14 protein-coding genes are annotated in these 14,694 nt (G+C 43.8%); 3 read left to right on the top strand and 11 right to left on the bottom strand.

The window, feature by feature from the left end:
- Positions 1-10: 10 nt before the first annotated feature.
- Positions 11-985 (bottom strand): bifunctional helix-turn-helix transcriptional regulator/GNAT family N-acetyltransferase, encoded by a 975-nt coding sequence (locus LZD49_RS34075; protein WP_234672945.1) that lies wholly within the window; start codon positions 983-985, stop codon positions 11-13.
- A gap of 73 nt (positions 986-1,058) precedes the next feature.
- On the bottom strand, positions 1,059-1,559 hold the full coding sequence (locus tag LZD49_RS34070; protein WP_234672943.1) for a cupin domain-containing protein: 501 nt from the start codon (positions 1,557-1,559) through the stop codon (positions 1,059-1,061).
- A gap of 257 nt (positions 1,560-1,816) precedes the next feature.
- Here LZD49_RS34070 and LZD49_RS34065 point away from each other — a divergent pair, with 257 nt between their 5' ends.
- Positions 1,817-2,887 (top strand): alkene reductase, encoded by a 1,071-nt coding sequence (locus tag LZD49_RS34065; RefSeq protein ID WP_234672941.1) that lies wholly within the window; start codon positions 1,817-1,819, stop codon positions 2,885-2,887.
- A 90-nt stretch (positions 2,888-2,977) separates the two neighbouring features.
- On the opposite strand, the gene LZD49_RS34060 is transcribed toward LZD49_RS34065, so the two are convergent.
- The 7 genes from LZD49_RS34060 to LZD49_RS34030 form a co-directional block, all read right to left on the bottom strand.
- A complete protein-coding gene (locus tag LZD49_RS34060; RefSeq protein ID WP_234672939.1) occupies positions 2,978-3,739 on the bottom strand; it encodes an SDR family oxidoreductase in 762 nt (253 codons plus the stop codon).
- 81 nt (positions 3,740-3,820) lie between these two features.
- Positions 3,821-4,912: an alkene reductase gene (locus LZD49_RS34055; protein WP_234672937.1), complete on the bottom strand. Its 1,092-nt coding sequence runs from the start codon at positions 4,910-4,912 to the stop codon at positions 3,821-3,823.
- A gap of 107 nt (positions 4,913-5,019) precedes the next feature.
- Positions 5,020-5,760: an SDR family oxidoreductase gene (locus LZD49_RS34050; RefSeq protein WP_234672936.1), complete on the bottom strand. Its 741-nt coding sequence runs from the start codon at positions 5,758-5,760 to the stop codon at positions 5,020-5,022.
- A gap of 68 nt (positions 5,761-5,828) precedes the next feature.
- On the bottom strand, positions 5,829-6,737 hold the full coding sequence (locus LZD49_RS34045) for an NAD(P)H-binding protein (protein ID WP_234672935.1): 909 nt from the start codon (positions 6,735-6,737) through the stop codon (positions 5,829-5,831).
- Positions 6,738-6,843: 106 nt separating this feature from the next.
- Complete coding sequence (locus LZD49_RS34040; protein ID WP_234672934.1) at positions 6,844-7,596, bottom strand: pirin family protein; 753 nt, start codon at positions 7,594-7,596, stop codon at positions 6,844-6,846.
- A gap of 67 nt (positions 7,597-7,663) precedes the next feature.
- Positions 7,664-8,608, bottom strand: coding sequence for an NADP-dependent oxidoreductase (locus LZD49_RS34035; protein WP_234672933.1), 945 nt, complete (start codon positions 8,606-8,608; stop codon positions 7,664-7,666).
- Positions 8,609-8,738: 130 nt separating this feature from the next.
- On the bottom strand, positions 8,739-9,476 hold the full coding sequence (locus LZD49_RS34030) for an AraC family transcriptional regulator (RefSeq protein ID WP_234672932.1): 738 nt from the start codon (positions 9,474-9,476) through the stop codon (positions 8,739-8,741).
- 236 nt (positions 9,477-9,712) lie between these two features.
- Here LZD49_RS34030 and LZD49_RS34025 point away from each other — a divergent pair, with 236 nt between their 5' ends.
- Positions 9,713-10,552, top strand: a complete 840-nt coding sequence (locus LZD49_RS34025) for a helix-turn-helix domain-containing protein (RefSeq protein WP_255721442.1) — start codon at positions 9,713-9,715, stop codon at positions 10,550-10,552.
- 74 nt (positions 10,553-10,626) lie between these two features.
- Complete coding sequence (locus tag LZD49_RS34020) at positions 10,627-13,014, top strand: S41 family peptidase (protein ID WP_234672930.1); 2,388 nt, start codon at positions 10,627-10,629, stop codon at positions 13,012-13,014.
- Positions 13,015-13,162: 148 nt separating this feature from the next.
- Here LZD49_RS34020 and LZD49_RS34015 read toward each other — a convergent pair whose 3' ends face one another.
- Together LZD49_RS34015 and LZD49_RS34010 are read right to left on the bottom strand one after the other, a co-directional pair.
- Positions 13,163-13,669, bottom strand: a complete 507-nt coding sequence (locus LZD49_RS34015; protein WP_234672929.1) for a YafY family protein — start codon at positions 13,667-13,669, stop codon at positions 13,163-13,165.
- Positions 13,670-14,442: 773 nt separating this feature from the next.
- The coding region (locus LZD49_RS34010) for a transposase (protein ID WP_234672928.1) at positions 14,443-14,694 on the bottom strand (252 nt) is incomplete at its 5' end.

Here is a 14,694-nt window from a genome sequence, read left to right as displayed (position 1 = left end):
ATCTTAAATATTAGTTCTTAGATGGATTACGGCTGCTGATATCAACAGCCATTTGGATGTTGCATCGTTCATAGGGTGTTGGTTGACCTGCAATTTTCTGAAAACCAAGCTTGTGATAGAGATTAATGGCCGGTTTAAGTATGGTATTGCTTTCAAGATAGACCTTCTTTGCATTCATTTCACTTGCCCGGTCTAACGCGGCATTGCCCAACAGCCAACCAATATTTTTGCCCTGGGCAGCAGGAGAAACCGCCATTTTTGCAAGTTCTAAGTCATATTCACCGTCATTCATTTTAATCAAAGCGCAAACGCCGACGGGCTGGTTATGATACAATGCGACCAGGATCAAACCGCCATTTTCAAGTATATAGCCTTCCGGGTCATTCAAAGATTTATAGTCCGCTTCCTCCATCTCAAAATAGGAGGAAATCCACTGCTCATTCAACGCTTTGAAAGCCTGAGCATACTTAGGCTCATAGTTTACGATTTGGACGTCATTACTTTCCCTGGCCTTCTTTTGCTCGGTCACCCTTCGCAGTAAAGATTTCTGCATGAGTAAAAACTCCCATTCCTCAACTGCTTTCCAAAGGTTATGGGTGCCCTGTGCTGTTATACCGTGGATTGCATTTTCAACATCCTTATATTGAAACTGAATCCGTTCCAAATAGCTCCGACCCTTCTCCGAAAGGCTCACCATGTTCCGTCTGCCGTCCAAGTCATCCTTTCTTTCCTGAATCAGCCCACTCATTGTCATCTCGCTGATGATCTTACTCACCGAAGGATGAGAGTGCCCGATTTCCTGTGCAATGCCTGTTATTGTCTTTTCCTCCCCTGTCGATAAAACATAGAATACAGGAAACCATTTAGGGTGCAAATCGATATCATATAACTTATAAATGTCAGATGCATCATCTGTTATCCGATCTGTCAGCACCCTTAAACGGCTCCCGATCGCCATGGCACCAGCTTTTTCAAAAAATTCCATATTTAAAACAATCAATTACGTAATTGGTTACGTAAATGTAATTGTTTTATTTTTTCTACACAAATCCAGTAACTCATCCAAGAAAGTCAGGCGCAAACACTTGCTGTCCATACCGCTGCGCAACCTCCTGTAAATATTGGACATAAGCCTTATCAATAGTTGGCATGGGCAGAAATTGGCCATTCTCGACGGGCTGGCCGACCTCTTCAAAGAACTGATCCAGCCCAGCAGGTATCACGGTGCACAGCAGGCGCGCAGTATTTTCAGTTTTATTTTTAAAGCTATGGACTACACCGCCTTTGGGGATATTAATGTATGAACCCTTAACTGCAACATAAGTGCCCATCTCTGACTTCACCTCGACTTCTCCGTCGATCACATAAAAGCACTCCTCAAAATCGGGATGCGCATGTGGCCCAGGACCGCTGCCGGGTGGTATGAGCATATCAATAGCAGCAAATGCACCATGGGTGTCTTTTCCGCTAATCAGTGTCCTGTAAGTGCCGCCCATGACTGAAACACTGCTGCCTTCTTGGGGACCACGGGCAATCGGAGCTTTTTTTTCGTTTTCCATTTAAAAAAATTTGAGTTTTAGCAAAGTTCAGCAAGCGACTATCTTAAAAATATCCCAACAAGACATTAAATCAGCTCCATAGGACAAACAGCTCGCTACTTAGTTAAATACGTAACCCCCGCAACAAGTGTATCTATTAAAGTAAGTACAGCTCCGTAAAGTTGCCATGTCTTTTCGGACTGTTTTTATGACTTTTCGCGCTATTTGTGGATTTAAAGATGATGCAACTTTGTGGTGCAAAAATTAAAACACTTCCAATGAAAAAGCTATTTGTCCCTTTCGAAAAGGGCACATTCCGGTTAAAAAATCATGTCGTAATGGCCCCAATGACCAGGAGCCGGGCGATAAATAATTTACCCAACGAGCTGATGGCCACCTACTATAAGCAACGCTCAGGTGCAGGGCTGATCGTTACCGAGGGCACCTCGCCCAGCCCAGAAGGATTAGGATATCCGCGTATACCAGGTGTTTTTTCTGATGAACAGGTTGAAGGCTGGAAAGCAGTTACAGCTGCTGTACATGCTGGTGGTTCAAAGATATTCCTGCAATTGATGCATACAGGAAGGATTGCACATGTTGATAATCTACCCGAGGGATACCATCCGGTGGGCCTGTCAGATATTAGGGCAGCCGGAGAAATCTTCACCGACACTGAGGGCCCTCAGCAGCATTCAGTGCCTGTGCCTCTCGATGCATCGGCTATTGAAAACCTAATTAACGACTTTGAGAAGGCTGCTTTAAACGCTATGAAAGCTGGATTTGACGGCGTTGAACTGCATGGCGCTAACGGATACATTCTCGAGCAATCGCTAAACCCTCATGTCAATAATCGTTCAGACGATTTTGGCGGCAGTATAGAGAACCGCAGCCGCCTGACCTTGCAAATCGTTGAAAGGATTGCTGATATAATTGGTGCCGAAAAGGTAGGGCTGCGTATCTCGCCCTATTCAACATTGAGCGACATGCCCGTTTACAATGAAGAAGACGTGCATGAGACCTACACTTACCTGGCCACCGAATTAAACCGCCTCAGCGTTGCCTACATTCATGTTTCCAATAATCCAGGTATCCCACAGAAAACGCACGCAGCAATCCGCAGCAACTTTTCTAATACACTGATCTACTGTAACGGCCTAACACCTGAAACTGCGGAAGAAAAACTTCAGGACGCATCGGCCGATCTGGTAGCATTCGGAAGAAGCTTTTTAGCTAACCCTGACTTCATGAGGAAAATGGAAAAAAAAGCCGCCCTCAATGAGGTGGACTATATGACCCTTTACACACCTGGGGAGCAAGGATATATCGATTACCCGGAGTCAGCCAACTAACGTTATGGCAAATTTTCACAGTAAGGTTAGGCAACTTTATTAGTTGCCGACCTTACTGTGAAAATCATTAAAGAAAACGGGCTTTGTGATTTAAATCATCATTCCGCCTGAAAGCTCTATCCTTTGTCCGTTTAGCCAACCTGCTTCTGGTGTGCATAGAAACGCAACAACACCTCCAATATCCTCCGGCTCACCTACTCTGCCCAAGGCAGTAATACCTGCAATTGCTTTTCTTTTGTCATCGTCATTTTTGCTTGCACCACCACCAAAGTCGGTAGCAATAGCACCAGGAGCAACTACATTGGCGGAAATTTTTCTTACCCCTAATTCTTTTGCCAGACTTTTTGTATAAATTTCGATAGCTCCCTTCATGCTGGCATAAGCTGATAAATTTGGAAATGTAGTTCTTGTAACCCCTGATGAAATATTGATAATGCTGCCCCCGTCATTTATCAATGGCAACATTTTTTGTGTGAAAAAATAAACGCCTTTGAAATGGATGTTCATCATGCTGTCAAATGCCTCCTCAGTAGTTTCGGCCACACTTCCAAAAAGTCCTGTCCCTGCATTGTTTACCAAAAAATCAAAAGTTGTTTTTCCAAACTGCCGGCCTAGATAACTGGAAAGCTTTTCAACAAAATTGGCAAAGTTTTTAATATTGCTTGTGTCTAACTGAAATGCTTGTGCTGTTTGTCCCATGGAGGCAATTTCGTTCACCACCTCATTTGCTGCAGTTTCATTGCTGTTGTAAGTGAGCACAATATCGATTCCTTTTTTGGCAATACTGATTGCCATGTCCCTGCCTAATCCACGGCTTCCGCCTGTGACTAGTGCGATTTTTCTATTGCTCATGATAATTGCTTGTTAGTTTTATTTTTAAAATGAATGTGGCCTGAGTGGTTTCTGATGTTGTCAATTTTAAATGAAATCACTTTAAGCTTGATTAAGAGTCAAAGAAGGATAGTCTATATAACCTGCGGCACCGCCTCCGAACATCGTTGCCCTGTCTAGTTCATTGAGCGCTGCACTTTTTTCAAATCGTCTGGGCAAGTCAGGGTTTGCCAGGAAAATTGTACCGAATGAGATCAGTTGAGCGATCCCGTTTTCAAGTTCTGCTTCACCGGAAGCTTTGTCGTAACCGGCATTCGCAATCACGGTCTGTTGTATCATGCGGCCGAACAATTCTATTTCATCATCCGCCGGATAGTGGGCAGGCGAAGGGAAGTACGGACTGCGCCTCATCAGTTCGACATAGGCAAAATCTAATTTGTTAAGCTCTTCAATCAGATGAGTGTATGTGCTGGCAGGATCATCCAAAACCATATTGCCGTAGGGATGAAAAGGCGAAATTTTAATCCCTACCTTATCGCCACCAACTGCACTAATCAATTCCTGCATTACTTCCAGCACGAAACGGACTTTGTTAGGAATGCTTCCACCGTACTGGTCCGTTCTCTGGTTTGCACTTTCTGCCAGAAACTGGCTTGGCAAATAACCATTGGCTGCATGAAGCTCCACTCCATCGAAACCTGCCTGCATTGCATTTTTAGCGGCTTGCCCGTAATCCTTTATTGTTTGCCTGATTTGATCAATGGTAATTTCTTGAGGGGTTTCATAATCCTTCAAACCCTGTGAGGTGAAATGTTGCATGCCTTGTATAGGCAATGCAGATGGCGCTAGGGGTAATTTGCCATTCCTGTCGATGGAGTGCCCTACGCGACCTGTGTGCCAGAGCTGGGCTATGATGACGCCTCCATGATCGTGCACAGACTTTGTAACTTTTCCCCAGGCCTCGATTTGATCGCTACTGTAAATGCCAGGTGTAAGCGGGCTGCCAGTTGCGTCCTGACTTATTCTGATAGCTTCGGTAAATAGCAGACCGGCACTCACTCTTTGCGTATAATATTGAACGGTCATATCACCTACAATTCCGTTCTGATCCGCGCGGCTTCTCGTCATAGCAGACATGGCCATTTTGTTTTTTAAAGCTAAATTTCCTAGCTGTGTCTTTTCTAATAATTTCATAATATTGATTAATTTATTGTCACATTCTTATGATGCAAAGATCTCTGTATGAAGAAGGATGAACTTTTGGATAGGTGATCAGTAATCACCGATCCTTCATGGCTTTGTTACCATGGGATTTCACCGGTTTCAGGATTGGTTTCTTCACTAAAAAATTTACCTGTAGGTCCGTCTTGGTCAATCAATGCGTATGTCACTATACGTCGCCCGGCATCTTCAACATCTCCTCCATTGTTACCGGTAAATTCAGTCCTTGTATAGCCCGGACAAACTGCATTTACTTTGAAGGGAGTGCCTTGCAGCTGGTAAGCTAATTGAATGGTATACATATTCAGAGCCGCTTTTGAAGATGCATAGACCGCATATTTGGCGTAGTTATAAATTGGCCAGCCCGGATTGCTTTGAAGCGATAGTGAACCCACGCTCGTACTTACATTGACAATTCTGGGCTGGGACGATCTCCGCAGTAAATCAATAAACGCCGCTGTAACTCTTGCTACGCCGATTACATTGGTATTGAAGGCCGCTAGAAATTGGTCCGAACTTGCTTCAAGCGCCGTATAAGGTGGCTTTCCACCATTGATCCCCGCATTGTTGATGAGAACATCCAGGACATTGGTTTTTTCGCCAATTTCCTGGCGGGCAGCCTTTACCGAACTTTCATCTGTTACATCCAGTTGCACGGCTTGCACATCGGTAAGTCCCTCTGACTTCAATATTTTAACGGCATCCAATCCGCTCTGTAAATCACGGCTTGCCAGATACACTTGAAAGCCATTTTGCAATAATTGCCTTGCTGTTTCCAGGCCAATACCCTTATTGGCTCCTGTAATTAATGCTGATTTCATTTTAGTAATTTTATGATTGATTTAATGGCCCTTCACGTTAATAGTGAAGTATTTAAGCTTTTGAATAGCTAATGTTTGATTTTATTGCTTGTTGTAAAGTGGCAAATAAACCCATCTACAAAAGCTTCCGCTGTTGTGGGCGTGGTTGCCGAATCGTCTCTTTTTTGATAATTCATAAACCCGGTTTTGATGGCGGTTCCCATTTCGATCAGGTTGTTTGCAAAATCTTCAGAAACACCGTTGCCTAAGAATGCTTGCTTTACCTGCTCGACGGGTAGCTGAACATATGCTAGGTCAGGATTACCAATCGCCTTACCAATGATGCTGGTAAACTCTCGATATGTATAGTCTCTTGGCCCCATGATGGCTCGGACACTTTTACCGTTAAAGTCAAGGTTTGCCAAATGCGACGCTGCGATTTTTGCAACATCTGCTGTGGCTACCATTGGTATGGCATGGTCCCCATCTGCTGCCGTAGCGTTGAACCCCATTTTTTTAACCAAACCTATTGTCCTAAGGAAGTTTTCCATAAAATAGGCAGAGCGGATATGCAACACATTGACATCCTTCAATTGGTTTAGCCTCACTTCCTGTTCACCAGTCCCTGCCATCATACCATTTCCTTCATGCATATGTGATCCAAGACTGCTCATATTGACGATGTATTTGAGGCCCGACTTTTCGATTGCTTCGATTAAGATGCGCGTAACCTGTCTCTGGTAAGCTCTTGTATTCTCAGCCTTAACATTGTCTGGTAACAGCACAAAAGCACTATCGGCATTTTGGAAGGCACTGGTCAGCGTCTGCACATTGGTGATATCCCCTGCAATAATTTCCGCTCCCAGACTGCGGTATTTTTCTAGCTTTTCGGTGTGCCTTGCGATTAATGTTACCTGATGCCCCTGGTTCAAAAGAATTTCTGAAATTTTGCTACCCACTGTCCCTGTGGCTCCGAGTACTATTATTTTCGTTTTCATTTTTTCTATTTCTAAATTTCTGTTGATTAATTACTATGCAAAGGTCTTGTGATCCGGAAATTAAAACTTGTATCAGATCACTGTTCTGGTTTTAATTCTCGGCAGCTCATCTGTGGAGATTGCCGCTATACATTCCACCATCAAAATGAGGTGCGTTTGTCTGCGTGATGAACAGTACAACATCACTTGTTTCAACAGCCTGAAATGTTGGGCTTTCCATTTCAATCAACACACTTTCTCCTGTGGTTAGGGCTATGGTTTCATCCACGTTTATTTTTCCATCAAATACATAGAACAGAAAGGTGCAACTTTCAGATGGCGCCTGGGGAAGTACAATTTCATGTCCCTTTTCAAGGCGCAGATCCATTAGCCACGTATTACTTCTGATTTGAAGCGGGTAATCATTGCCTTTACCTGCTATTTCCCTCCAACGGTTATTGCTATACGTATCCTGCAACTGGGAGAATTGAACCATTGGGGAAAGACCAGGCGTTTCCGGCCTGATAAAAATTTGCAGCCCCTCTAAGGTGCCACCTTCTTCTAACACCTTTTCCTGATGATAAAAGTTTGCTCCTGCGTTCATCATCATCAATCTTTGATTGGAGATGATGTCTGTGTAACCCTCAGAGTCAAGGTGTTTCACGCTGCCACTTCTCAGATAAGTGAGAATTTCATCATCCTTGTGGGGATGCATTGGAATTAGCGTTCCCGGTGTGATCCTGGCATGATCAATCCGTCCAATCGTATAAAAACCACTGTCGTCTAACTGGGGACGGATGAGTCCGGGATACAGAATCTGTATTCCAAAGCCACCATGCTGTTTACCATATTTGATGGTATTATCTATTTTTGTTAACATGATTTCTGATAATTAACTGTTATTGAAAGTATTTAAGAAATAGCCTAAGCATTCACTGGCAGCGCTTTTAGTTGACTTCTACTACAACCTTTCCAATGTAGCCGCCTTGCTCAGCATATTGATATGCTTCCTTGTAGTTGGCAAATGGAAATATTTTGTTGACTTCAATATCTACCCCATTTCTCACCGCATCTAGCAAAACATCTGTGTACTTATCAGATGGGCTGGCAAGCACTATAATGTGCTTTTGGGACGTAAATAAGTTTTTGATGAATGACAATGGAATTTCGATTGGCTTGGGCGTGGGGTTTAAGAAAAGCGCTTTCGACTTCATGATTTGCTTGGCATTGTCGTAGCCCATTTTGCCTGACAGATCAATGACGATATCGTAAGTGGCTTTCCGGGAAAGCACGTCTTCTTTTGCATAATCTATTACGGAGCTCGCTCCCCATTTTTTTGCAAACTCTGTTCCCTTGCTGCTTGTAACAGCTGTTATGTTAGCGCCTTTTTGTTTTAACAATTGAAGTAAGAACATACCAAAACCGCCGGTCGCTCCATTGATCAATATGTTAGTTTGCGCATGGATATCACCCATTTTCTCCAATGCGGTAACCGCTGCCGTGCCCACCACGGGAATAGAAGCTGCCTGGGCAAAGCTGATATCAACAGGTTTTTTCCAGATCAGCGAGGACGTAACAGCAACATATTCGGCCGAAACACCTTCTTTCATCATATTTTTTACCACGCCGAAAACCTCATCGCCTACTGCAATGCCACTTACAGAATACCCGATATCTTCAACGATGCCAGCGAAATCAGCGCCTGTGTACTTTGGGAATTTCGAGCCGGACATCAATGTCATTTCCCCTTTTCGGATTTTCCAATCCATCGGATTGATGGAAAATGCCTTTACTTTAACCAGCACCTGATCTTCCTTAATAGTTGGTTTTGGCTGTTCTACGGTTTGCAACACGTCTGAGGTTCCAAACTCTTGATATACGATTGCTTTCATGATATGCATGTTTAAATGATATCACAAAGTTGCATCCAGGCATACGCCTAAACTTGTATCAGATCACTGTTCTACGTAAGGTGTCTTGGTAAAGTGTCTTTGTACTAGAGTGTATAAAGAAAAAGCAGGACTAGTAAATCTCAATCAGGTCACTATTATGCTTTAAGGCCTTGGGAGGCATTCCAAACATTTTGTACATATACTTATTGGGTTGTGGAAGGTCGTAAAAGCCCGTGTCGTAGGCAATGTCAGTTAAGCTTCTGTCCTTGTCGGATAGTGTAATGTAGATGGCCTGGCGTAATCGTGTCCATAATAAATACTTAGATAAGCTGCTTCCGGTTTGTTTTTTGAAGAGCGAGGCCAAACGGGATGGGGAAAGAAAAACGATATCGGCGAATGTTTGGGGGGTAATGTTCTGCTCAGAATAGTTGGCCTTGATATATTCAACTATTTTGGTAACCCTTTCGTCATAATCGATGGAAGTCAATTTAATGAGCATGGCATCAACGATCTTGCCCGCATCCAAACTATCTTCCGGCGTCTGAAAGAACGAATTTGTTTCAGATGGTGAGTCAAAAACGACGTAATCCTGGTTTTCTTTGAATCTGCCTGCCAGTTCCAAACCAATATTCGAATAGGGTTCTATATTCAACACATTCAATGTTCCTTTTTCGGCAACACAAAAATGGGGAACATGCGGTTTTATCAAAAAACCGTGAATACGCGCATAAAGTGTCCCGCTAATTGTCGAGTTAACTGGGGTATCGTTCGATAAGACAATTTGATATGCAGAATCATGATGGATTTCGACAGTGAGATTGCGTGCTTTAAGAGCAAGAATAAACGGGTTACTGTTCTGTTTTCTCATAAATTCTGGTTATGTTCATTTAAGTGTGTCTTATTTTAAATTTTCATGACAAGGTAAGTAGGAAGGTGTCTGTAATATATCTCATATATTTATGCAACAGAGAATTGCCATAGGTGTCGAAATAACAGAAAAATTAGTGCTTTTTGCAAACCTGGACCAATGGGACACCGGTCAGTTTTCGTTGCTCACCATCTGGTATCTATCTACTATCTTTAAATTTGTCAGATTTTCGATTTATGGACACTGTGATTCTCCCAGTTAGGCATCCTTTGCTCAGGCGGCACATACAATCATTTTTGTTTTTTAAAGAACATACGCGCCAATCCTTTGCATATACTACTTTCCCAAACACAAACGTTTGCCTGGCAATTTACAGAAACAATCAGGTTATATATAACGTGAATGGTTCAACAAATCACTGCAAAGTAAGCAAAGGCAATGGCAAGGTTAACAGCCGCTTATACGGATTTCACAGGCTGCCATTTTCAGTTTCTATTGATGGGACAATTGATCAGATTTGTATCCTGTTTAAACCAGGGGGGCTTCGTAGCTTTACCCATGAAGGTTTTTCAGATCTCTGGCAATCAAATGAAGTGCTAGAAGATTTGTTTCCAGGTAAAGTAATTAGGCTTATCGATTTGCTCTTTTCGAGCGATGCACCAGTTACGCGAGCTAATTTGTTGGAACAGTTCCTACTTTCCAGGCTTCTGTCCGGCAAAAGCAACTCACTTCTACAAACGTCGCTCAGGCTTATTGAGCAAAACACAGATCCGTTGACTGTAAATCATTTAGCAACTTCACTTAACGTGAATGAGTCAACATTATATCGGCTGTTTTTAGATCACATTGGCCAAAGTCCAAAGGCTTTTTGTCAGACCATCCGGTTTCGTCACGCGCTTTCAGCCTTAGCCCAGCGTCCAGAAGGCAAATTGACGGAACTAGCCTACAAACATGATTATTACGATCAGGCCCATTACATTAAAGATCTCAAACAATTCACTGGTTTTACTCCAAAGCAGCTAAAATGCAGGTTCTTCGTTGAGCAAAGCGAGCTTATCTGGATCCCATCCCGCTGATCTGCACGATTTTTACAATTTTGATACTTTCCAGCCGGGTATGTTTGTAGCTAATCGCAATCCAATACGTGCCCATGAACCGTCGACTTTTCTTGCTTTTGGCCACAATTACGCTGGCCATATCCACGAGCGCCCAATCTCCAATTCCCATCGAGGCTCAGATGTTTGATCCTTTTGACACAATTACATGGAATCAATCAGCTATCAAGCGAATAGCAAGCGTTGGCCAGCTTTGGGGAGCGCTCAAGTACTTTCACCCTGCACTTATGAAGGGCAAGCTTAACGCAGATCAATTGCTATTAACTACTATTGAGCCCTTATTAAAAAATCCTTCGCACGAGAATTTTGTGGCCACCATCAATAAGATGCTCGCCATGTTACATGATTCTACTTCTCAGATTAAGCGGTCTGCTGGACCATTACAGCAAATGGGCGTAAGTGTAGGAAAACCAATCAGGAAGCCAGCTGCTAATGTTTCTTATTTGTCCTTCCCCCAAGAAAGCATAACAGCTTCTTTTTCAATGGATTCTTCCCTGCAAGATATGATGAGTAAAAGTAAATTAATGATTATCGACCTTCGAAACCGATCGGATGACCATTCTGCTGGCTTGCGGCAATACACGTCTTTTGTCCGGCCACTGCTTTCGGGTTTAGTTGATCAAATGCTTCTTCTGCCTACCACCCGCACCGCTTATTATCATGCTTTTTTACGGCAGGATTTTCCCGATGACCTGGATATTATTCCTGCGGCAGCCCGTGAAGGAGATCCTAATTATTGGTACCAGGAACGATTTGGGCTTAAAAATACCTCTCAGGGAGCCTACCTGGCTACTGGCAAACCCCACTTGCGCACTAAACGGATTTGCTTCCTGGTTAATCGATACGATAACGCTAACACTTTGAAAGCTTTATTGGCCCTTAGAAACAGGGGTGCATGCTACCTGGTTTTCGACGGTCCTGTTCCGGAATATCTGCAGGGTAGTTATTATACAATGCCGCTGGCAGACGAGATAAAGGTCAATGTAAAAGTTGGAGAACAGATCTACGAGGATGGCACGCTGGGATCAGGCCCAGACCGGGTGATGATTTCGGCCAAACAGCCTACAACTGATGAATTGATTGAATTAGCTACCAACCTTTTTAAAACCAATATAACTCGCCCAAAAAAGCCTGTTGAGAATACTGTTTACATCCGGTTACCACAGCAGGCTTATGCAGATAGTTTGTATCCGCAGCAAAAGGTCCGTCTGCTGGCCTTATTTAATTTTTGGAATGTGATCCATTACTTCTGTCCAAATAAACACTTGCTAAAAGGTGACTGGCAAGATAAGCTTCCCTATTTTGTTCCACGGTTTCTCTTTGCCAAAGATTACAAAAGTTACTTTTGGCTATTACGGGAGCTTAGCGCCCAGTTAAACGACGGTCATGCAGAAGTGCTTTATCAGTATGGCATTCTTCCTCCGCCCGGGATCACTGACTACTTTGCTCCGATGTGCGTGAAGTATATTGAAGGAAAAACCATCATAGTTAAGTTGCTTTCGGACGAGAAGACAGAAAGACAAACAGGCAGGCTCAGGATTGGAGACGAACTTCTGGCCATTGATAGTACGCCTATTGACACTTTGATCCGACGGTGGGGCCAATATGCCGGTAGTTCCAACGAACTCAGCTTTCGGCACCTCCTACACAAGGTTCCACTGCTGAGCCGTTCCGGAGATCAGCCATTTACAGTATTGGTCCGCCATCAGGACAGCAGCCAGGGAGTGGTTCGATTAAAACCGGTCAGCAAGGATGTTTATTGGCAATCCATGCTAGATGTCTACTACCCGCCGGTGCCTAAGCCATTTTGGCGAAGCATTAATGACAGCACAGGCTACGTCCGGTTGAACAGCATTTATAGTAATCAGGTGGATAGTATGTGGCAGGCTTTGAAGAAATACAAATATATAATCCTAGACGCCAGGGGCTATCCCCGCGATGAAGCGATTGTCCAAACGATTGCCGCCCCCTTCATGACAAAAATGGATACGGTTTGTATCAACAGTTTTCCTGAGATAACACATCCGGAATTTGCCAGAAATGCGGTCACGTTAGAAGCTGAAACCGTGACACCTTTAGCCAGGTTTTTTCCTGTAAAAAATGATAAGAAGTTTATTTTACTGTGCGGGCAGAATGCCAGTCAGGCAGAGACAAATATTATGGCCTGGCAAAAACTGCTTGATCCGGTCACAATTGGGATCCCCACCATCGGCGCTAACGGCGTTTCCAACACAATACTGATGGCCGGTGGATATTCTGCCAAGTATTCAGGTTACGCAGTTTACTACCCGGACGGAACGCCCAATCAACGACTAGGCGTTAAGATCGACATTCCGGTTTCATTGACAATTCAAGGGGAGCTGGCCCGGCGAGACGAAATTATGGACCGGGCCTTACAATTTATAAAGCAGACTGCCCGCTAACCGCCCCAATTCTGTTCGAATGCCACAGCATTGAGTAGTAACCCCTGATTCTAAATATCTCTTAAAAAACCGTTTAATATGATAGTTGATAAAGCTTATACTGCAATTCTTAAAATCAAATCTATTTCGCCGACGGCTTTGGACCTACCTATGACTCATTTTGAACAACAGAAATCATAGGCACGTTGTGCGAGCTTTGATAAATGATTTCGCAATAAAGGGGGTCTACAATTTCAATGGCAACTACGTAAGGCAAAAGCCATGCTGCAAGATAAGGAAGCGAGCCTATCAGAAACAGAAGTTCCAGCCTTCCATCGGGTAGATGTTGTTCATGAACCCAGCCATATTGATGCTTCGTATCATGAAGGTGCTGGACCTGGGCTGGCAGCAGCGACGAAGGGGTAAAGTGAATCACTACTTTTTCTTCATCAATTCTTTTAGCTTCGTCAGCCCAGTATTGCTGCAATGTTTCCGGACGCGTCGTAAACAGCTCATCCAATAGTGCCAGGCTGCTGATATTGTCCAAGTGAAACTTTCGAAATGCCCGCCGTAGGCGGCAATAGGCTACTACATGCCAATGCTGGCTGGAATATAAACCAATGGGTTCGATTTCACGAACCGAAGGCTCTACGGTTTCGGCCGCCTGGTAGCCCATGCACACAACCCGGGAGCTGTGACAGAGGTAACCAATTGCTGATATGTATCTGGTCGTTCGGACGCACTGGCTGGTTCCATAACTTGTATTGAAGGAGCTACTGTTTCCAGGTTGTCACGGTCTGAATGCCCAAGCGCTGCCCGCAGTTTATCCATTGCAGCACCGGTTAGTTGGGCGGTTGCAGCATCAGTAAGCCGGGTAGCTAATTTTTCGGCGGTAAGAAGTGCAGTTGCTTCCTGGCGCGTGAACATACCGGGCGGAAGGTCCTTCTAGCATTGCATACCCTTTTCCTTCCTGGGTTACAATCGGGATTTCCGCGCTTTCCAAGGTTCTGATGTCACGTTAAATCGTGCGGGTGCTTACTAAAAAGCGAATTGCCAGCTCAGTCGCAGTTACTGTCCGTTTTGTTTGGAGTAAGGTAAGCAGGGCTATAAGGCGGGAAAGGCGGGTAACCCTTTCCTATTTTAATCCCAAAATCGTGGAAACGGTGCGAATCCATTGAAAAATGAGTAATTCGTAGAAGTACAAAGCATTCAATACTTCCATCGTTAGCTTTCAAAAATCCCACAAAGCGCTCATGTTCCAACTCTTAACATTATTTCGGTTAAGTAGGCTTTTTATTGTACAAGTACTTTTGATCATAAAGGGAAAGTGCCCAGGCTGTCCACCTAGTTGGACATATGTACAAAATCTTGTTATACAAATGTCTCACAAAACCTCGGTGGCTGTTGCACAACTGCGGATCAAACTTCTTACGCTGGTTCAGGGTCGGATCATCCGAGTGAAAAAACAAATTCTGCCTCTAAAAGATAGATAAATCTGTCCAATTGATCTGAGAGGTAATTCTTAGCCTTATGAAGGGCCATTTCAGCTACCTTCTTAGGGTGACACTTCATGTATTTTTTAATATTAAAGGCAATTGCCGCCATTAGCATCGTCTTGTGGGCCCCATCGATTCCGAGTACCGGAATCTTGTTGAGCCCATAATATTGTGTTAAGCTGCCAAACACCGGTTCGACTGTTCC

The sequence above is a fragment of the Dyadobacter sp. CY261 genome (assembly GCF_021440085.1).
Lineage (GTDB): Bacteria > Bacteroidota > Bacteroidia > Cytophagales > Spirosomataceae > Dyadobacter.
Note: the sequence above shows the minus strand (reverse complement) of the source record. Positions and strands in the feature narration are given on the sequence as shown.